Source organism: Nonomuraea sp. NPDC049421 (assembly GCF_040677005.1).
GTDB lineage: Bacteria > Actinomycetota > Actinomycetes > Streptosporangiales > Streptosporangiaceae > Nonomuraea > Nonomuraea salmonea.
The window spans coordinates 97,775-117,225 of record NZ_JBFAQA010000020.1; the positions used below are offsets into that span (position 1 = coordinate 97,775).

The following is a 19,451-nucleotide window of genomic DNA, read 5'->3' on the forward strand; positions in this document are numbered from 1 at the left end:
GGCCGGCCACGTGTCAGGACTGGTTGAACAGGGAGAGTGTCAGCGTCGTGCGGTACTCACCGGCGGCGACGTCGGCGGGCGTGCGCAGCGCCAGGTCGGCGTTGACCTGCCAGGTGCCGATCTCGTCGGCGGAGTTCGCCGTCGAGACCAGCAGCTCCTGGCCCTGCAGGCCGACCGTGGGCGCTCCCGAGCCGTCGGAGATGACGCTGGAGACGGGCTCACCGGCCGCGACCGCGCCGGTGGGGGAGTCGCTCAGCAACTGCGGCCGCCAGCCCAGGTACTGCGGGCCGATGGGCGGCGCGGAGCCGTCCGCCGAGACGAACTCCCCGGCCTGACCCACGACCGCCCAGAAGTCACCGGCGGGAATCTGCGCGGGGTCGCGGGTGTCGGTCACCGTGACCGTCGGCAGGGTGCCGACGAACTGCCGGGCGGCGGCGTCGGAGCCGTTCTCCTGCAGGGCCACGCCCGTGTTGTCGGCGACGGTCATGGACACCGCGCCTGGAGTGGTGCGCGGCTCGATCGTCACCGACACGTCGATGCCGTCCTCGGGGTCGTCCTGCGCCACGGCGGGACCGGTCACGGCGACGCCGGTGAGGGCGGCGCCGATCACCGCGGCGGCGAGCAGCCGCGGAATCCTGGTGGTGATCATGTGATCCCTCCGTCTCTCATGAGCAGTCGAGCGCCGGGTACGCGGCGTCGTACGACGAGGTGACCTCCCGGCCGCCGATCGTCGCCGTGCCCTCCACGGTCACCGTGCCGGCCTCGATCTGCCCGGCCCGGCTGTTGAAGGACTGGTACGCCTGCTTGCCCGGCGTCACGCCGGCCACGGTCTTCGTACCGAACGGCGTGGTCAGCGTCACCGAGGCCGATGCGGCGGAGCGGTTGACGGCGGTGACCGCCACGTACGCCGACGCGCCGATGCAGCGGGACGCGGCGGAGACCACCAGCTCGACCTGCGCCGCCTCGGTGAGGCGGAAGTGGTCGAACGTGACCGTCTTGGAGGCCGTCTGGTTGGTGCCGATGGTGAAGACACCGACCTTCACGTCGCCGGAGGCCAGCGCGCTGTTCTCCACCGGGGCGGACAGCGCCGTCCACGTCTCGCCGTCGGCGGAGTACGAGCCGGTGAAGGTGCTGCCCTCCTTGACCAGCCGCAGGTGCCATTCACCGCCGGTGAGGTTACTGGCCTGCGGTTGCGGGCTCTGCACGGTGCCGCCGACCTCGCTGCGCAGCTCGATGGCCCGCGCCACCGTGGCCCCTGGGGCGTTGGTGGTGAGGAAGTCGAGCTTCACGTAGTCGTCGTCACCGGCGTACACCATGAGCCCGCCCTGCTGGTACTGCTCGTTGAGCGCCGAGGCGTCCAGCTTGGTCTCCAGCGTCCAGTCGCCGTCCGGGGCCGGTTGCAGGATGAGGTTCTTCGGGTCGCTGTTGGTGGTGCCGTAGATGTCGCCCGTCGTGGTGTCGAGCTCCAGCTTGCCGTCACGCACCCGCAGCGCGGCGGGGTCGGGGCGGACGATCTCGCTCCAGCGGCAGGCGTCCAGCGCGGTGCCGTCGAACTCGTCGTCCGGGGCGGGCGCGGTCGCCGTGTCGTCGGGGATGAGGTGGAACCAGTCGAAGGCGGCGTCCACCACCGGATGGTTCGCCCCGGCGAGCGAGATCAGGCCGATCTTCGGGTTGGTGATCCCGGCGAGCGACTTGGTCTGCGGCATCGCGGTGAACGTGGTGCCGTCGGCGGAGTAGTGGGCGGTGATGCTGCTGCCGTCGCTGACGAACCGCACGTACACCGTGTCGGGGTAGGCGTCCCCGAGCGCGGCCGTGTTGCTCTCGGCCACCTCGTTCGGGGCGGCGTTCTCCTCCCTGATGAACTGGAAGATGCGGCTGGCGTGGTCGGGACCCGAGGTCGAGCGGGCCTGCAGCACCATCTTGGCGTAGTTGTCGTCGTCGCCGTAGATGACCAGGCCCGCCTGCTGGTACGCGTCCCGCGCGTCCAGCGTCAGCTTGGCCGTGGCCGTCCAGGCGCCCGTCGGGGCCGGCTGCAGGACGATGTTCGGCGTGTTCCCGCCCGTGCTGTAGATGTCGGTGGTCGAGGTCGGGATCACCAGCTTGCCGTCCTCGACCTTGAGGTCCTGGTTCTCCCTGACGACGGTCCAGCGGTCACGGTCGAGCTGGTCGCCGAGGAAGTCGTCGGATCGGCCGGTGAAGCACACCGTCGGTGGCGCGGTCACCCTGACCGGCACCTGCGCGGTGGCCGACGCGCCCTTGTCGTCGGTCGCGGTCACCACGGCGGTGTAGGTGCCCGGCACGGTGTAGGTGTGGCTCGCCTCGGCGGTGGTGGGCTCGGGAGCGCCGTCCACGCCGAAGTTCCACTTGTAGGTGATCGGGTCGCCCTCGGGGTCGGTGGCCGTCGCCTTGAAGGCGACCTCCAGCGGGGCGACGCCCGTCTCCGGGGTGGCCGTCGCGGTCACCACCGGGTGCTGGTTGTGCGTCGCGCCCTTGCCGACGAAGTCGACCCAGTTGACGTTGAGCAGGTACGCGTCGTCGGCGGCCTCCGCCGGCTTGCGCACGACGAAGTAGAGCGGCCCGCTCTGCGTCGGCGGCTCCGCCAGGTCGATCGTGACGTCGGTGAACGTCTGCCAGCCGCCGGTGGGCGCCACCTCGGCCGAGCCGATCAGCGTACCGGTCTCCGGATCGCCCATCCGGACCTGCACCGTCCCGCCGGGGCCGCCGGAGGCGGCGCGCAGCCGGATCGCGGTCAGGTTCGACAGGTTCGCCGGGTCGAACGACCACCAGTCGCCGTCCTGGATGGACGCGACGTGCTCGTTGCCGCCCTGCGGATCGGAGGTCGTCTCCACCGCGACGCCCGGGGTGTCGGTGCCGGTGCCGCCGGTCACCCGGCCGGTCCGGGTGAAGTGCTCAGCCTGCTTGCGCTTGGGCGCCAGCATGACCTCGCCGCGCCCGGTCAGGGAAGAGGCGCCGTTGGCGCCGTCGTCGGCGTAACTGGCCTCGATGACGTAGAACAGGTCCTCGTACTCGCCGTGCCCGGCCTGCTGGGTCTGCAGCACGCCTTCGCAGCCCTGCTGCTGGTCGAGCGGGTGGCCGTGGCTGTCGTGGCCGAGGATCGCCTGGATCCGCACCCGGTCACAGTCGATCGTGCCGTCCTCGGCATCGGTCACGGTGACCTCGAACCGCACCTGGTCGCCGAACTCGAAGAACGCGCCGTTCGGCGGCACGTCCACGGTGACGGTGGGACGGGTGTTGCCCGCGGCGATCGTCACGCTCGCGGTGGCGGTCCTGCCGTCGGGGTTCGTGACGGTCAGGACGGCGTTGTAGTCGCCGCCCTCCTCGTAGGTGAAGGACGGGCCCGGGTCGGTGGAGTCGGTGTCGCCGTCGCCGTCGAGGTCCCAGGCGTAGGTGAGCGGCTTGCCGTCCGGGTCCCTGCTGCCCTCGCTGGAGAACGTGACGGTCAGCGGCAGCGGCCCGTCCGTCTTGTCCGCCGTGGCGCGGGCGATCAGCGGGCGGGTCCCCTTGGTGTACTCGACGCGGTAGATGCCGGAGTCGGCGTTGTCGCCGCCGAAGCCGGAGCCCCACTCGACCATGTAGAGCGCGCCGTCGGGGCCGAACTTCATGTCCATGGGCTTCTTGAACGACAAGCCGGTGAGGATCTTGTTCATCTCGACGAGCTCGGTGCCGTCCTCGTCGAGCTGGAACGACCACACCGTGTCGTTGTTCCACTCACCGAAGATCGCCTTGCCGTCCCAGTACGCCGGCCACTTGACGTCCGAGTCCAGCTCGGGGTCGTCGCGGTAGACCGGCCCGCCCATGGGCGCGCCGCCGTTCAGCTCGGGGAAGTGCTGCGGGTCGGCCGCGTAGTGGTACCAGACCGTCGCGGGGACGATCGGCGGCAGGCTGGTCAGGCCGTCGTTGTTCGGCGAGTCGTTGACCGGCGCCGCGCAGTTGAAGGCCGCCCCCGACTGCCGGGTGGCGAAGTCGAAGTCGACGTACGGGGTGTTGTCGCCGACGCAGTACGGCCAGCCGTAGTTGCCCGGCTCGGAGACGATGTTCCACTCGACGGTGTTCTGCGGGCCGCGCGCCGCGCTGGCGGAGGAGGCGTCGGGGCCGTACTCGCCGAGCATGATGTGCCCGGTCTTCGGGTCGAGGCCCATGCGGAACGGGTTGCGCAGCCCCATGCCGTAGATCTCCGGCTTCGTCTTCTCCGTCCCCGGCGGGAACAGGTTGCCGTCCGGGATCGTGTACGTGCCGTCGTCCTCGGGGTGGATGCGCAGCAGCTTGCCGCTCAGGCTGTTGGTGTTGCCCGCGGTGCGCTGGGCGTCCCAGGCGGAGCGGCCTGAGCGCTCGTCGATCGGCGTGTAGCCGTCGGAGGCGAACGGGTTGGTGTTGTCGCCGGTGGCGAGCCAGAGGTCGCCGCTCTTCGGGTCGATCACCATGCCCCCGCCGTGGTGGCAGCACTCGGCCCGCTGGACGGGGACGTCGAGGATCGTCTTCTCGCTGTCCAGGTCCAGGGTGTCGCCGGTGACGGTGAACCTGCTCAGCCGGTCGACGTTCTCCCCGGCGGGTGAGTAGTACAGGTACACCCAGTTGTTGGTGGCGAAGCCCGGGTCGAGCGCCAGGCCGAGCAGGCCGCTCTCGTTGGCGGTGAAGACGTCGAGCTGCGCGGCGGTCACGGTGCCGCCGGACGGCTTGATGATCCTGACGTCGCCGAGGCGGTCGATGTAGAAGACGCGGCCGTCCTCGGCGACGTCCACCATCATCGGGTTGGAGGTGTCGTCGTCCAGGGTGACCTTCTCGAAGCTGGAGCTCTGCGAGGCCGAGCAGTCGGCCCTGATCGCGCCCGCGGCCGTCTGGATGCCGCCGAGCAGCAGCTTGAGGAAGTTCGGCTCGCTGTAGTTCTCCTTCATGTGGCCGAGCCCGGTGTACCAGGAGCGGCCGCCGTCGAAGTCGTGGCACCAGGTGATCGGGTGGTCGGCGCCCATCGTGGCGCCGCTGTAGGACGTCTCGTCCATCGACGCCAGCACGTGGACCTCGTTGCGCGGGTTCGCCTGGTAGTCGTACCACTCGTCGGTACGGCTCCACGTCACCGGCAGGTCCTTCGTGGACGGATGCGCCGGGTCCTCGACCTTGACCGTGGCCTGCTGGATCGCCGGGTGGCTCTTGAAGTACGCCCCGACCAGGTCGCCGTACCACTCCCAGCTGTAACCGCTGTCGGCGGCGGCGTGCACGCCGACGAAGCCGCCGCCGTTCCTGATGTAGCGCTGGAAGGCGTCCTTCTGGTCCTGTGTGGTCAGCGGGTCACCGGTCGTGGACAGGAAGATCACGGCCTGGTACTGCGCGAGGTTCTGGTCCGTGAACGCGGTGCTGTCCTCGGTGGTGTCGACCGCGAAGTCGTTGTCCTGACCGAGCTGCTGGATGGCCGCGATGCCCTCGGGGATCGCGTCGTGCCGGAAGCCGGTCGTCTTGGAGAAGATCAGGACCTTGAAGGCGTGGTGCGCCGTGGCGGTCGCGGCGGTCGCGGTGGTGGCGGTGGCGGTCGTGGCGGTCATGGCGCTCACCGGCGCCGGGAGGAGGGCGATGAGGAGGGATAAGGCGGTGATCGTCGTGGTCCGGCGCCTGGGTAACGGGCGTAACGGCAGGACTGCACGGAGCAGCCTGGCCCACGTGCGATGACGTGGTGACATGGAGAACCTTCCTGACCATGGGGACGTCAGGCAAGGCGCGCGCCGCCGCGCTGTTGCCACTTCGGTGGAGCAGGTGGTGCCAAGGCTGGAGGGTGCCGTCTCCAAGCCCCTTTTTGTTGGGCCTCCGAGATCAATTCAACGGAGTTGTAACACGGGGATGTCCGGCCGGGAAGGCCTCTCTCGCGTGACGAGATGGCATCGGCGTATTAACGCGTGAGATCCGGCGTAAGTTATCGAACCGTTACCAAAGTCGCAAACGATTTCACCCTTGTGTCGGCGAAAGTCCCCTCTTTTAATTCGGCTTGTCGCACTGCGCCCTTTTCGTGCCCCGTACGAGAACGTCCCGCCCGCCTGAGCAGCCGGTACGAGCCGCACCGGCATCGTTGACGCCGACCTCGGTGCCGCCGCGGTGGTGCCGACCGGCCCGTCAGGCGGGCGGGGCACGGTCCTGTGATCACTACGCCGATCTCTGATGCTGGTGGTGGGCGAGACCTCGCATGAGGCCGTGCACGGTGGTCGCGTCGTCAGGGGTGGCACGGCGAACGGACATCACGGTGATGTTCCTGGTGAGGTCGGCTTTCCAACCCTGCCCCCGTTGGGTATGCGGGCGGGAACAGTGAAGGTGTCAGCCGTGTTCCGCGTGCCGGCCGTGGTCGGTCACCTGCGCGTCGAACCAGGCGTGCAACGCGGCGATCAGTGACGCGTCGGTCGTGGTGTAGGTGATCCGGGCGCCGTCGGGCAGCTCGGCGTAGCGGATGGCGATGCGTCTGTGGCCCTGTTCGAGCTCGCGCAGGCCCGGCATCTCGCCGCCGTGGATAGAGGCGGGGTCGCCGTAGTCGCCCTTGCCGAAGCCGGCCGCCTCGGCGGTGAGGTGCTCGCGGATCAACCTGACCTGTTCGGCGTCGCCGGGGTCGTCGGAGGTGACCGTCTGCACGCCGCCGGTGGCCGCCTTGGCGAAGCGGTGGGTGGTGCGCTCCAGATCGAACGGCATCACCTGCCCGCTCTTGGCCGCGATCTCGGCCTGCCGGTCGGCCAGGGCCCGCTCGTCGTGGCGGATGATGAGCGCGTACGCCGTCGCGGCCGCGGCGACGAGCGCCAGTGCCGCGATGAGCGCCTGGACGCGGCGGTCTCTAAGTGTCATCGATGGCCTCCGTGAGGATGGTCAGGGCGCGCAGGACGTCGGCGCGTTCGGCTTCGGGGACGCGGTCAAGGACGGCGGAGAACCGCTGAGCCCTGGCCTCGGCCAGCCGGGCCGCCGCCTGGGCTCCCCGGCCGGTGAGCCGGACCAGCCGCCCGCGCCCGTCACCCGGTGCGGGGATGCGCTCGGCCCAGCCGCGGTTGATGAGCTGGGTGACCAGCCGGCTCGTGGTGCTCTTCTCCAGCTTGAGCCGGTGCGCCAGCTCGCTCTGACGCAGGGCGCCGTCCCTGGCCAGCTCGCCCAGCGCGTGCGCCTCCGACACGGGGACGGGCTGCCCGCACGGGGTCTGGTCCGGCTGGTGCAGCCCGAACGCCCGCACGAACCGGGCCACCGCCTCCTGGAGGTCACGCTCATCCGCCATGGTTCGACGATACAACCAAGTAGTTGTGCCCTACAACCATCGCGGTGCTGGTCTACGGGTGCGGCTCACGGACTCCAAGCCGGTCAACCCCTTCCTGGCCGCCTTCCTGAGCCGTCAAGCCGCCGCCAACCCCGGCTGACCTGCCCGTTCAGGCCCCGATGGTCCCCGTGTGATCGCGGGCGGGTCCGATTGATCATCTTCGCTTGAAGATCTTGTGCCGGTAAACGATCAATCGCTAGGTTTTCTCCCAGTAAGCGGGACGTGTCTGAAGCGCGTACTGGCGCGAGGCATCCGCTCAATCGAAGGGACGAACAGGTGAAGCACAAGCTCATGAAGGCGACAGGCGCGGTCCTGGTCAGCATCACCTGCGTGATGAGCCTCGGCACGAGCGCTCATGCGGTCGACAACCTCGCGTGCGCCCCCAACAAGTTCTGCCTGTACGAGCACGACAACTTCAAGAGCGGGTACATGGTCCAGTTCCCGATCACGGGTCAGTGCTGGACGCAGACCGGGAAGTTCAGCAACATGGCCAGCTCGATGGTGAACAACACCGGCAAGACCGCCTGGCTGTTCGACAAGCCCAACTGCGCCGGCACCCGGGGCTACACGGCCAAGCCCGAGAGCGAGGACAAGGACTTCACCAACAACGGCTGGGACAACAAGACGAGCTCGGTCCTGTGATCTCGTTCTCGGGACGGCCCTGCCCGTCATGGCGTCGCAGCCGGCAGTGTCCGTCCGGCTGACGGGCGTCGTGCTGGGATGCGTCGTCGCCGCCGGATGTTCGGCGGCGACGACGTACGCGCCTCCCCAGCAGGCGGTCCCGCCGCCGGGAGCGGAGGCACGCCGGCTCAGCGTCCCCTTCGACGTCTACAACTTCTCCCCGGCCGAGATGACGATCATCGAGGACGCCGAGGACGTGCTCATCGGCGACTGCATGCGCGAGCAGGGCATGACGTGGGAACCCCTGCCCAGGGTCCGGCAGGAGGACGTCGAACCCCCGCACCGGCGCCGGTACGGCGTCATCGAACCGGAGATGGCCCGGCTGTTCGGCTATCACGTCCCCGCCGAGATGCCCTCGGTGGCGGCCCGCAGGGCGCGATGGGATCTCCGGACGGAGAAGCTGTCGCCCATGGAGCGGCGTGCCGCGTACGGCGACAGCCCGGACGGCGACGAGGCCGGCTGCAAGGCGAGGGCGAGCAGGACTCGGCTCCACGCCGCCCCGGACGTCGACGCCTCCCTCTTCAACAGGCTCATCGACCAGACCTTCGACGCCTCCCAGCGCGACGAGGACGTGCTGCGCGTCTTCCGCTCCTGGAGCACCTGCATGAAGGCGGCCGGCATCACGTACGCGGACCCTCTTCAGGCGATCACCGACGAGCGATGGCTGCGCGCCGCCACGCCGTCGCCCGAGGAGATCCGCGTGGCCGTGGCCGACGTGCGGTGCAAGGAGAAGACCGGCCTGGTCCCCGTCTGGGCCGAAGCGGAAGAACGCCTCCAGAACGACGTCGTCCGCGATCACGCCGACCAGTTCCGGGCGCTGAAGGCGAGCAAGGACCGGCAACTCGAAACGGCCCGCAGCATCCTCGCCCGCACACCGTAGCGCGAGCGCTGACACGCTGCCTGACCTCGCAGGATGATTGCCCGCCCGTCCGGGTACGTGTACTCGGCATCGAGGGACATCGGGGGCATCGTCTGGGAGGTCGTCCGTGAACAGGCCGGCGCACTGGTTCTCCGATGCGCTGTTTCCCCACGGCACGAACGAGCACGGCCCCTTGCCGGCGTTGCTCGTCATGCTGATGGTCTCGTCCGGGCTCATCGACGCCGTCACCTTCCTCGGCCTGAACCACGTCTTCGTCGCCAACATGACCGGCAACGTGGTCTTCGCCGGCTTCTCGGTCCTCGGCCAGCCCCGGCACCAGCTGTGGGCGCACCTGCTGGCCCTGGCCGCGTTCGCCGCCGGGGCGTGGAGCGAGGGGCGCGTGTCCAGGAAGATCGAGGAACCGCGCCGCCGGCTGTTCCACCTCACGGTCACGCACGCGGTCCTGGTGGCGGCGGCGCTCGGCGTGGTCCTGCTGACCGACGAGCAGGGCACGGCCTCGACGGTGGCGCTCATCGTGCTGCTCGGCTACGGCATGGGCATGCAGAACGCCGTCGCGCTCCGCATGGCGGTGCCCGACCTGGTCAACATCACGGTCGTCACGAGCATCGTCACCCGGCTGGTCTCGCAGGCGCCCGAGCACGCGTGGCGGCGCCGGGCCTGCGCGGTCACCGCCATGTTCGCCGGCGCCCTCCTGGGCGCCGGGCTCTACATGGTCACTGGCATGTCCGCCCCGCTCGCGGCCGACCTCATCCTGCTCATCCTCATCGCGTACGTGGCCCGCGACCTCATGCCCCGTACACAGCCACGCTGAGAGAACGATCGGTCTTGCGATTACCGGCGGGCGAGGCCATCAGCGCTGCCTTCCACAACGGCGGCACGGAAGGAGCGAACGCAGGCCTGGCATACCAAGATCGCGTAGCGTGTCCCCTGGCCAGCGGATGAATTGCCGAGATGAGGTCAGGAATGCACAGACTTGCCGGCGCCTTGATGGTGATGCTTCTTTCGGGCTGTACGGCACCCGTCCAGGGGGATCGCGAAGCGGCGCCTTCCACGACAGAACCACTTCGTCCGTTACGCACCTCCACCACAACTCCGTTGAAAATGCGACCTCTCGCCGACTTGAAAGAAAGAGTCAAAGGGAAGGTGGTGCTTTCGTACGCCGATGAGAAGGCAGAGCGGAGCAGCTGGACCGCAGAAGCAAGGTTCAGCAACGGTTACGTGGTGGCGGTGGACTGCGTCGGCTTCGAGGGAAAGTTGAAGGTCATCACCACTAGTGGGCTGAATTTCCTCCGCAAATGTATCGATGGCTACACTACGGTGACGGTCGACAATTATCCGCGCAAGCCGCTGAAAAATCATCAGGTCACAGTCCATGCCCCGCCCGGAGCCAAGTGGGCCGTACTCATCGTCCGATTGCCTTGAGGGCCCGCCAAAGACCTCCACCATTCGCCTCCGTATAGCGGTTTGCCGCCATGACGCCCGGGACAATGCCGTGTCAGGAGAAAGTCGACTCCTTCGGTGGAGGAGCCATTCGCTCGCCCCCACAGCCACGTCTCCGGGGTCTGCTTGCCGTCGTGACTGGCAGCCGTCGCACAGGTCGGGCGAGCCCGCGTCCTAGCACGCTTGCTCGTCAGCGGGCGTGAGCGGCTTGGCGGAGACGAGTCCGCGCTGTGTCCGAAACCCGTGTTCCGGGCTCGCCCACAGCACGTCCCTGACTCGCTTCTCGACGGGGTGGGTCGCGGTCTTCGTCCGCGTCACGTGCACCATCTCGCGCCGCCACCACACCCCGGTGCCTGAGGGCCGGGCGGCCAGCCTGTCGGCCGCCGCGGCGAGCACCGTAAGCGATGAGCAGCACCACGTCGCGTTCACCGCGCGACAGCCCTGTCAGCGCGGCCGGCACCGCCGGCGTGCCCGGATCGGGAGTGCCGGGGGTGACCGGCGAGGCAGGCACCTACGTCGCCGATTTCGGCATTTGCCGCCCCTGACCAGCGCGTCGGTTCGTGACCCGATGCCAGAGTTCCGTGCCGTCCTCAGCGGCATCGTCACCAGGAGTGTTGCGCCGAGATCAGCTCACGGTCGCAGCCGGCTCTAGGAACAAGCTCCCAGAGCGAATCCTCCAAGAGGCTGAAGAAACCCGGAGCGCGAGCAACGAAACTGTGGGCATGATCGCAAAAACCTCAGTACTCGTGCTGGCCGCGGCCTTGTTGCCCGGCGCACCGACCCCGCCGACCGGACTGCATGAGTGCGCGACCGCGACCACGCGCTGCGACGGCACCATCGAGGTCCCCCTCGATTGGGAGAACCCCTCCTCCGAACGCATCTCCGTAGCCTTCACCTTCATCCCGGCCAAGGACGCCGACGGCACGGTGGCGGCCAACCGCGGCGGGCCGCAACCGGCTCTGCCGGCGACACCCGAGATTCAGCAGGTTCTCGGACCTGTCCTTGACCGGAAAAACCTCCTGGTCATGGATCCGCGCGGGATGGGGCAGTCCTCGCCGCTGCTGTGTCCGGGAGCCGACCCCTTCAAGCCGGCTACCGTCGCCGCCTGCGCCAAGAGCGTGGGTCCCCGGGGCGCGTACTTCACCGCCGACCAGGCCTCACACGACCTCGACGCGGTCCGGCGAGCGCTCGGCCTGGGCAAGATGAGCTACTTCGGCAACTCCTACGGCACCCTGTACGCCCAGGCATATGCGGCCCGGTACCCGAACAGCCTGGACGCGATCTTCCTGGACAGCTCGATGGTCATCGGTCGCGACGGCTACGCCGACCAGAGGTTCGACGCCCGGCTCGACAACCTCGATCTCGTCTGCGGGCGGTCGAAGGCGTGTGACGCGCTGCCGGGCGAAGCCTCCGGCACATGGACGAGGCTGGTGGACCGGCTGCGAAAGCAACCCGACCCGGAGGTGACGCTGCACCAGGCACTCACCCTGCGTGAGCCGGCCGAAGCGGTGCTCGGCCGGGAGAGCGTCGCGGCCGCACACGCCTACCTCAACGGCGACCCGGCTCCCCTACGCCGTCTGGCCCGGCTGACTCCCGAAACCATCCCGCCGTTCAACCCTCCGTGGCTTGCGGGGCATGTGGCCTTCCGTTGCGGCGACGGCTCCTTCCCCTTCGACCGGCCGGCATCGGCAGCCGAGCGTCAAGCGCAGGCCGAGCGGTACTACGACCGGGAACGCCCGATGGCGCCCTTCCAGCCCACCGACTTCTTCGCCACCGAGGCGATCGCCAGCCTGGAGTGGTGCATCAACTGGCCGACCCCGCGGCACAGCCCGCTGCGCCCGCCCGGACAGGCGCTGCCCGGCGTGCCCGTCCTGGCCGTGGCGGGGGACTTCGACGTCAACCGCCCCGCCGAGGTGGAGCGTTCACTTCGGGCCTTCCCGAACGCCACCGTCATCCGCATCCCGTTCGGGATCCACGCGCAGTCCTTCCTTCCGTCGCCGATGGGTGAGTGCGTGCGCGGCATGCTGCGCACCTTCCTGACCACCAAGCGGGTGGTCGACCAGAAATGCACCGGTGAGAACTACCGCGCCGTCGGCGCATTCCCGCAGAAGCTCAGGGACGTGGCGCCGCACCCGGCCCGCGAGCTCAGCCCGAGCCGGCGGCGGATCCTCGCGGCCACCTTCGCCACCGCCGCCGACGCCACCGCCCGTCGCAACCCGCACGCCTTCTACTACTTCGGGCGGACGGACGAGCCGGGGCTGCGCGGCGGCCGGGTCACCTTCGGCCAGGACATCACGCTCGACAGCGTGCGGTTCGTACGCGATCTGCGGGTCAGCGGCACCATCAAGCTCGACCCGGACGGCCGCGCCACCGCCACGCTCCGTGCCGAGACCGGCGGACGCTCCCACGAGGTGACGCTGACCTGGACGGCATTCGGAACTCACCCGTCCCTGTCCGGCACCTTCGACGGCGTACCCTTCGGCTAGCGCTGTGACCGGAAAGGCGCACCGGCCTTGCCGTCCCCCCTTTCCACCTGGTGCCCGGCTTCCTCCAGGGCGATGACGGCCTGCTGTTTTTTCTCAAGTGGAACCAGAACCAGGTCGGCGTCGGACGTCGAGGCGACGAACACCGGGATCGCCGCCTCTGCCAGCGGCTTGATGATCGCTACCCAGCATCCCGGGAACGTCCAGACCGTGGGCCGTCGCACCGCTGTAGAAACCGATCCATCGTTCCCCTTGACTCCAGGAGCCGGACCGCGCGGACGACGGTCAGCCCTTCGGGCGCGCGAACAAGCACGATCCAGTCGTCCTCGGGCGACGCCGTATGCGGCAGCTGCTCGATGGCGAACTCTGGAGAGACGATTCGCAGGTGCTGGGTCGTGAGCGAGATCATGGACGCGTGTTCACCAGAGATCCTGCGCCCCGCCCGCTCATGTGGCGGTGGCACCCGGCGAACGTTTTGAAACCCTAAGCCGAGTGTGCGGGCGGTGCCGTCTCACGCTGTGACGCCGGACGTACAGGTCGCGGCGCAAGCCTTCGCGCGCCTGGCGTCACCGGGCGGAGTGTGCAGGCGGAACTCTTCTGAGAATTTCGCCGAAGGTGGATAAGGTGCCCGGATGACGAGAAGCGAGCGGCTCGCGGAGCAGTTGGACTGGCACTGGCGCAAGAACCTGAGGCCGCGCCTCGGCGGTCTCACCGATGAGGAGTACTTCTGGGAGCCGGTACGCGGCTGCTGGAGCATCCGGCCCCAGGGGCGGTCGGTCGCGCCGATGCCGGCGGGGGCGGGGGAGTGGACGATGGACTACGCGTCCCCCGATCCGGTACCGGCGCCGGTGACCACGATCGCCTGGCGGATGGCGCACGTCATCGTCTCGTGCCTGGGATATCGGGTCGGATGGCACTTCGGCGGCGAGGACATCGACGTCCAGACATTTCCGTACGCGGGAAGCGCCGACGAGGCGCTCAAGCAGCTCGATGAGATGTACGGGAGATGGAACGCGGGGGTCCGCAAGCTCTCGGACGCCGACCTGGCGAACCCGCCCGCGGTAGGCCCCGAGCGGAACCCCATGGAGGTCATCGTCCAGCACGTCAACAAGGAAGTGATCCACCACGGCGCCGAGATCGCCCTGCTGCGCGACCTCTACCAGTGGCGAGACGCCGGCCGCTGACGGCGTGAACGGGGTGCAGAGGGTGTCGGCCGCCGCGTCGGCGGCCAGGCTCCTCGACCTTGCTCGACACGTCCTCCACCGAGTTCGCCGAACGCCTGTCCCGGAGGGCGGCGGCCGTCGCTGACGAGGGCCGTCTCGATGGCGGCACCCGCCGCGTCCACGTGACGCCGGTCCCGGCCGCGAACGCGCACTGGCGGAACGTGAGCTGTCGACCTTGGCCGCCCGCCGGCCCGCCCTGCGTCCTGTGGCACGACGCTGGAGCGAGAACATCGCCGAACTCGCCACCACCCTGACGGATGACCCCCAGGCCATCGCCGCCCTCGTCGCGGCCTCCGACGGGCTGTGCACCGCGATCCTCCTCGACAACGCGCCCGCCGACCCCGAGCACCTACGAGCCGTCCTGCAACGAGCCGTCCGCACCTCGGAGGAAAACGCGTGGCCCGCATCGGGCGACGCCACGTAGCGTCGATGTCATGAAGCTGCTCTCGGTCAACATCGGCCACCCCCGTCCGAACCCGTGGAAGGGGCTGAGGCTGACGGGCATCGACAAGCGGCCGGTCGACGGTCCTGTCGCCGTCGCCGCTCCCGGCCCCAAGGGCACCGGCGCGGTCGGCCTCGCCGGTGACCGGGTCCATGACGTGAAGCATCACGGTGGCGTCGATCAGGCCGTCTACGCGTACGCTCGCGAGGATCTCGACCTTTGGGAGGCCGAGCTGGCGCGGACGCTCCCGAACGGCGTCTTCGGGGAGAACCTCACCACCCTGGGCCTCGACGTCAACGGCGCCCTGATCGGCGAGCGCTGGCGGATCGGCCGGGACCTCGTCCTGGAGGTGTCCTGCGCGCGCATCCCGTGCCGCACCTTCCAGGGCTGGCTGGAGCAGGAGGGCTGGATCAAGCGGTTCACGAAGGCCGCACGGCCGGGCGCGTACCTGCGCGTGATCGAGCCCGGCGAGATCAGCGCCGGTGACCTGGTCGAGGTCGTCCACCGCCCCGGCCATGAGGTGACCGTCGAGCTCGTCTTCCGGGCGATGACCTCCGAACCCGACCTGCTGCCGCGGCTGCCGGCCGCCGACGCGCTGCCGCAGGGGGAGCGGCGACGTGCCCTCCGGCGCATCAACGCGCAGACGCCGGAGGAGTGACCGTCAAGGCGACGAGGACGCCGCCGGTTGCCATCGGGCCTCCATCCAGGCGGTGTCCCCGCTGGTCAACGTCTCGACCTGGACACCGGGCGCGGCGGGTGGCGGGACGTCGACGGCGCCGCAGTCGGCGACCACGCTGACCGAGACGAGAGCGGGGGTGCCGAGAACGGTGACGCGGGCGCGCGTGGCGGCGGTGGCGAGGCCGACGAGGACGGCTTCGGTGAGGTCTCTCCTGACCGGCACCGGAGGGGTGGGCCACTGTCCGCGGGTGTCCAGCTCCACCACGACGCCCTTGCGGTCGGCCACGTCGATGCAGTGGTGCAGCTCGTGCAGGAGCGGGTCGGCGGCCTCGTCGGCCTCGGCGAACAGACGGCGCATGCGGGCCGCCTCGATGGCGCCGCGCCGCTGGACCTGCGGGTCCTGCGGGTCGAGCGAGCCGTCGGCGAGTCCTTCCAGCAGCGGTACGGTGGTGTCCGACAGCTCGGCGAAGCGCTGCCGCCTGCGGCGATGCGCCTCACCGGCGACGGCCTCCGCGACGCGTACCTGCTCGATCTCCCTGCGCGCGGCCACCGCCGCCGCGCCGAGGTCACGCAGCACGGTCGCCAGGACGGCCAGGAACAACGGGTAGCCGATCACCGTGACGGACCCGGTCGCGAAACGGGCCAGCGTCAAGAACGTGGACCCTTCGAGCACCACCAGGTGGAACAGCGCGACCAGTTCGTGGGCCGCCATGAACATCAGGGCCGAGCGCAGCGGGCGGTCGAGCACGACGATGAGTCCCGGCCAGGTGGCGGCGGCGAACATCCAGTCCTCGCCGGTCGAGGTGCGCCCGTCGGGCAGGGCGACGTACGACACCAGGGAAACCGCGAGCACGACCGCGATCACCGGGACCCGCCACCGGCCCCACGACCGTCGCCGCACGATCAGCACGGCCTCCGCCAGCAGCACGACTCCGATCACCGCGAAGGCGCCGAGCTGCGCCGCCGGCGTTTCGTAGGTGGGCAGGTAGCGGATGACGGTGGGCAGCGCGATCCCGAACACGGCCGCCAGGGCGACGAACAGCGTGGTGATCCGCAGGCCGCGCCCCAGCCGCGCCCGCGCCGACGCCTCGACGGGATCGTCCTGCGCGGCGCCGCTCCGGTCGGCGCTCCGCCACTCGAGCCGGACCCGCGTTCCCCTACCAGGGGCTGAGGTGATCGTGGCCGTGCCGCCCGCGCGCGCCATCCTGGCGTGGACGGACTCGCGCAGGCCGCGCCGCGTGCCGGGCACCCCGTCCGGGTCGAACCCCCGCCCGTCGTCGATGACGTCCAGCCGCAGCGCCCGCGCGTCGCCGCTGAGCCGGACGGTCGCACGGCCGGCGCCCGAGTGGCGGCGTACGTTGGCGAGAGCCTCGCCCGCCGCGTCGGTGATCGCCCTGGCGGCCTCGTACGGCAGGCGGAGCCGGTCGGGACCGTCGAAGTCCACCGTTAGATGCGTCAGGGCCGGCGCGGCGCGCAGCAGCTCGACCAGGTCGGCCTCCTCGGGGGCCCGCCCGGCGGCCTCGCGTAACCGGGCCAGGTCGCGCCGCGCCTGCGGGGCCAGCCAGCCGGCGCCGGAGCGTACCTGGCCGAGCCCCACCATCAGCAACGTCGTCGCCGCCGTGTCGTGCAGCGAGTTGACCTGCTCGCGCTCCTCCGCGCGTACGCCGGCCGCCAGCAGCGCCTCGCCGCGCGCCCGCAGCGCCTCCTGCGCCAGGGCCTCGACCCGTCTGGCCGTACGGTTCAGGAAGATCCACGCCACCCTGCCGACCGTGGCACCCGGCAGCGCCAGCAGGATCCCCGTGGCCAGGCTGGAGTCCACCTCCCACGCCCCCGCCGCCAGCAGGATCGCCACCGGCCCGGCGACGGCGCCGACCGCGGCCGGCGCGCCCACCCTCAGCGGGGTGTGCCACTGGTACGTCACGACGGCGAAGTCGACCAGCAGCCGCAGCCACCCCGTGTTCAGGGAGTCCACGGCGCCGGTCCAGAAGACGGTGCAGAACAGCCCGTTCATGACGGCGACGTCGAGGGCGACCAGCGCGCTGCCCCGCCCGTTCCGCAACCACCACGCGAACCAGCACGTCCACCCCGCCGCGGCGGCGACCACGACCAGAGTGCTCACCAGCTGCCCCGGCGCCGCCCTGAACGGCGCGATGAGGCAGATGGGCACCAGCGTCGCCAGGCGCACCGCGGAGGCGTACTTGCGCCCGTACCCTTCGAGCAGTCCCTCCGCCAAGCCCCACCCCTCGTCATGCCGCCACGCAGCCTAACCTCTCGGCCGAGGGTGGGGAGCATCGCCGACATGTCCCCGGCGCATCAGCCGCGCGACAGTGCAGCGTGCAGGGCTTCTACCTGCTCTGTTGGGATTCCGGCCAGTATGAGACTGCCTGCTGGGCGGCGGCTGCGATGGCACCGCCATCGAGTTCGACGATGCTCAGTCCGATGCCGCCGACAGGCCACTCCACGGCGAATTCGAACCTCTCGCGGGGAGGCGAGGGCCACAGCCACAGCCCCCAGGTCATGACACCTGTGTCGTCGTCACCGCTGCGTATGGACATGCCGGGAAGCAGCAGGGACAGATGCGGGCCCGGTGGCGGATCCTGCGGGAGCCGTGCTCTGTCCAGACGTTGCCCGACGGTGGTGGCCTTGGCGCCGTCGGCGAAGCGCACACCGAAGCGCAGCAGCTGATCCGGCAGCGGCTGACCGGCCCTCACCCCGGTGATCATGTGAGGGAGCGCACCCAGCTGAAGGGCCCGGAAGTCGTCGGGGGACAGAGTGCGCCGTCGGGTGACGACGTCCACGTTGATCAGGCAACCGGTGCTGAATGCCTGGATCGTCGGCACCATGATGGCGACGTTCGGGGTGCGGGCCAGCACCTGTCCGCCGGCCATCACACCGCCCATCTCGTCTGACGGCGGAGCGGACCAGGGCGGCCATCCAGGGTCGGGTGCGCGAGGTGATTCTTCCTGGGCCGGCGGGGGGTGGAAGAACATGGTTTCACCGTACGGAATCCTGCGGACGGCGTGAATGGCATCTCGGCAAGGCTCTGCCGGTCGCCTCCCGTCGCCGGCGCGGTGGTGACGTCCAGAGGTCAGGAGCCGATCAGGATGAGCGCGTCCGCAGTCGGGTCCGTGGCGCGCCGTTCGAGTGCCGTGACACCCACCGCGATCTCCCAGAAGTTCCTGGCCACCGGCTTCAAGGCCGCGACAGCAGCACGTCGGCGGCGGCGGCGAGGAGGCGGACCTCGGAGCTCGGTCGTGGCATGTGCGTGTCAGGCTTCGGAGGATGTGTGGCAGGTGCAGGTGGGTCCGCATCCGTCGGCCTGGTCGGTGGCCGGGGCGCAGCAGGCGTCGCCGCGCCAGGCCTCGCGGCCTTCCTTGACGGCGACGGCGGCGATGACGAGGGCGGCGACCGGGTCGGCCCAGGACCAGCCGAACAGGCTGTTGAGCGCCAGCCCCACCAGCAGGACTCCCGACAGGTACGTGCACAGCAGGGTCTGCTTGGAGTCGGCGACGGCGCTGGCGGAGCCGAGTTCGCGGCCGGCGCGGCGTTGCGCGGCCGACAGGAACGGCATGACGACCAGCGAGAGGGCGGCCAGGATGAGGCCGGGCGTCGAGTGTTCGGCCTGGCCGTCGCCGAGGAGGGCGCGTACGGCGTCGAAGGTGACGTACGCGGCGAGCGCGAAGAACGACAGGGCGATGACGCGCATCGCCGTACGTTCCCGGCTCTCGTGGTCGGCGGCGGCGAACTGCCAGGCCACCGCGGCGGCGGAGGCCACTTCGACCAGCGAGTCCAGGCCGAAGCCGATCAGGGCGGCGGAGGAGGCGATGGTGCCGGCGGTGACGGCGACCGCCGCTTCGATCACGTTGTACGTGATGGTGGCCGCGACCAGCAGCCGGATCCGGCGCCGCAGGACCGTACGCCGGGCGGGGGCCAGCAGGTCGACGGAGGTCATGCCACCACGTCCGGCGTCGTGGGACGGAGCGTGACCGCGTGGCCGGTGGCGGCCAGGAGTTGCTCGGCGGAGGCGAGCAGGTCCATCAGCTCGGGCCGGGTCAGGCTGTAGAAGGACTGGCGGCCTTCTGCGCGGTAGTCGACCAGGTCGCAGTCACGCAGGCAGGCCAGATGCTTGGAGACGGTGGACTGCGCCAGCCCCAGCTCGGTCACCAGATCCACCACGCGCGCCTCGCCGCGCGCCAGACGCTGCACGATGCGCAGCCGGTTCTGATCGGCCAGCGAGTGGAACAGCGCGGCCGCCGGAGGAACCCCGGCGGCGATGTCGGCACTGACGCAGGAACCGGCCTCATTATCAATCGCCATATGGCGATGATAGTCCGAC

Annotated in this window: 16 protein-coding genes and 1 pseudogene; 8 read left to right on the forward strand and 9 right to left on the reverse strand. The window is 70.0% G+C overall.

The window, feature by feature from the left end:
* Positions 1–13: 13 nt before the first annotated feature.
* The 4 genes from AB0K18_RS30440 to AB0K18_RS30455 form a co-directional block, all read right to left on the reverse strand.
* On the reverse strand, positions 14–649 hold the full coding sequence (locus AB0K18_RS30440) for a hypothetical protein (protein ID WP_364920949.1): 636 nt from the start codon (positions 647–649) through the stop codon (positions 14–16).
* A 16-nt stretch (positions 650–665) separates the two neighbouring features.
* Positions 666–5,555, reverse strand: coding sequence for a ThuA domain-containing protein (locus tag AB0K18_RS30445; protein ID WP_364920953.1), 4,890 nt, complete (start codon positions 5,553–5,555; stop codon positions 666–668).
* 760 nt (positions 5,556–6,315) lie between these two features.
* Complete coding sequence (locus AB0K18_RS30450) at positions 6,316–6,831, reverse strand: hypothetical protein (RefSeq protein WP_364920956.1); 516 nt, start codon at positions 6,829–6,831, stop codon at positions 6,316–6,318.
* Positions 6,821–7,249, reverse strand: a complete 429-nt coding sequence (locus AB0K18_RS30455; RefSeq protein WP_364920958.1) for a MarR family winged helix-turn-helix transcriptional regulator — start codon at positions 7,247–7,249, stop codon at positions 6,821–6,823. The genes AB0K18_RS30450 and AB0K18_RS30455 overlap by 11 nt, the downstream gene beginning before the upstream one ends.
* Before the next feature lie 315 nt (positions 7,250–7,564).
* Here AB0K18_RS30455 and AB0K18_RS30460 point away from each other — a divergent pair, with 315 nt between their 5' ends.
* From AB0K18_RS30460 to AB0K18_RS30480, 5 genes are all read left to right on the forward strand, one after another.
* A complete protein-coding gene (locus tag AB0K18_RS30460) occupies positions 7,565–7,930 on the forward strand; it encodes a peptidase inhibitor family I36 protein (protein ID WP_364920960.1) in 366 nt (121 codons plus the stop codon).
* 28 nt (positions 7,931–7,958) lie between these two features.
* Positions 7,959–8,849: a hypothetical protein gene (locus AB0K18_RS30465; RefSeq protein WP_364920963.1), complete on the forward strand. Its 891-nt coding sequence runs from the start codon at positions 7,959–7,961 to the stop codon at positions 8,847–8,849.
* Positions 8,850–8,955: 106 nt separating this feature from the next.
* A complete protein-coding gene (locus tag AB0K18_RS30470) occupies positions 8,956–9,660 on the forward strand; it encodes a YoaK family protein (protein ID WP_364920966.1) in 705 nt (234 codons plus the stop codon).
* 152 nt (positions 9,661–9,812) lie between these two features.
* Positions 9,813–10,271, forward strand: coding sequence for a hypothetical protein (locus AB0K18_RS30475; RefSeq protein ID WP_364920969.1), 459 nt, complete (start codon positions 9,813–9,815; stop codon positions 10,269–10,271).
* Positions 10,272–11,011: 740 nt separating this feature from the next.
* Positions 11,012–12,775, forward strand: coding sequence for an alpha/beta fold hydrolase (locus AB0K18_RS30480; RefSeq protein WP_364920971.1), 1,764 nt, complete (start codon positions 11,012–11,014; stop codon positions 12,773–12,775).
* Here AB0K18_RS30480 and AB0K18_RS30485 read toward each other — a convergent pair.
* Complete coding sequence (locus tag AB0K18_RS30485) at positions 12,772–12,996, reverse strand: ACT domain-containing protein (RefSeq protein WP_364920974.1); 225 nt, start codon at positions 12,994–12,996, stop codon at positions 12,772–12,774. The genes AB0K18_RS30480 and AB0K18_RS30485 overlap by 4 nt on opposite strands.
* Positions 12,997–13,404: 408 nt before the next feature.
* On the opposite strand from AB0K18_RS30485, the gene AB0K18_RS30490 reads away from it, so the two are divergent.
* From AB0K18_RS30490 to AB0K18_RS30500, 3 genes and pseudogenes are all read left to right on the forward strand, one after another.
* The gene (locus AB0K18_RS30490) at positions 13,405–13,956 is read left to right on the forward strand and encodes a DinB family protein (RefSeq protein WP_364920976.1); all 552 of its coding nucleotides are present in this window, start codon (positions 13,405–13,407) and stop codon (positions 13,954–13,956) included.
* A gap of 178 nt (positions 13,957–14,134) precedes the next feature.
* Positions 14,135–14,419: pseudogene (locus AB0K18_RS30495) on the forward strand (TetR family transcriptional regulator); the annotation flags it as partial.
* A gap of 10 nt (positions 14,420–14,429) precedes the next feature.
* Positions 14,430–15,095: an MOSC domain-containing protein gene (locus AB0K18_RS30500; protein ID WP_364920977.1), complete on the forward strand. Its 666-nt coding sequence runs from the start codon at positions 14,430–14,432 to the stop codon at positions 15,093–15,095.
* Between the two features lie 3 nt (positions 15,096–15,098).
* On the opposite strand, the gene AB0K18_RS30505 is transcribed toward AB0K18_RS30500, so the two are convergent.
* The 4 genes from AB0K18_RS30505 to AB0K18_RS30520 all read right to left on the reverse strand — a co-directional run bounded on the left by AB0K18_RS30505 (position 15,099) and on the right by AB0K18_RS30520 (position 19,432).
* Positions 15,099–17,348: an ATP-binding protein gene (locus AB0K18_RS30505; protein ID WP_364920981.1), complete on the reverse strand. Its 2,250-nt coding sequence runs from the start codon at positions 17,346–17,348 to the stop codon at positions 15,099–15,101.
* 112 nt (positions 17,349–17,460) lie between these two features.
* The gene (locus AB0K18_RS30510; protein ID WP_364920984.1) at positions 17,461–18,015 is read right to left on the reverse strand and encodes a hypothetical protein; all 555 of its coding nucleotides are present in this window, start codon (positions 18,013–18,015) and stop codon (positions 17,461–17,463) included.
* A gap of 368 nt (positions 18,016–18,383) precedes the next feature.
* Positions 18,384–19,067 (reverse strand): cation transporter, encoded by a 684-nt coding sequence (locus AB0K18_RS30515; RefSeq protein ID WP_364920987.1) that lies wholly within the window; start codon positions 19,065–19,067, stop codon positions 18,384–18,386.
* On the reverse strand, positions 19,064–19,432 hold the full coding sequence (locus AB0K18_RS30520) for a metalloregulator ArsR/SmtB family transcription factor (RefSeq protein WP_364920990.1): 369 nt from the start codon (positions 19,430–19,432) through the stop codon (positions 19,064–19,066). The genes AB0K18_RS30515 and AB0K18_RS30520 overlap by 4 nt, the downstream gene beginning before the upstream one ends.
* Positions 19,433–19,451: the final 19 nt, after the last annotated feature.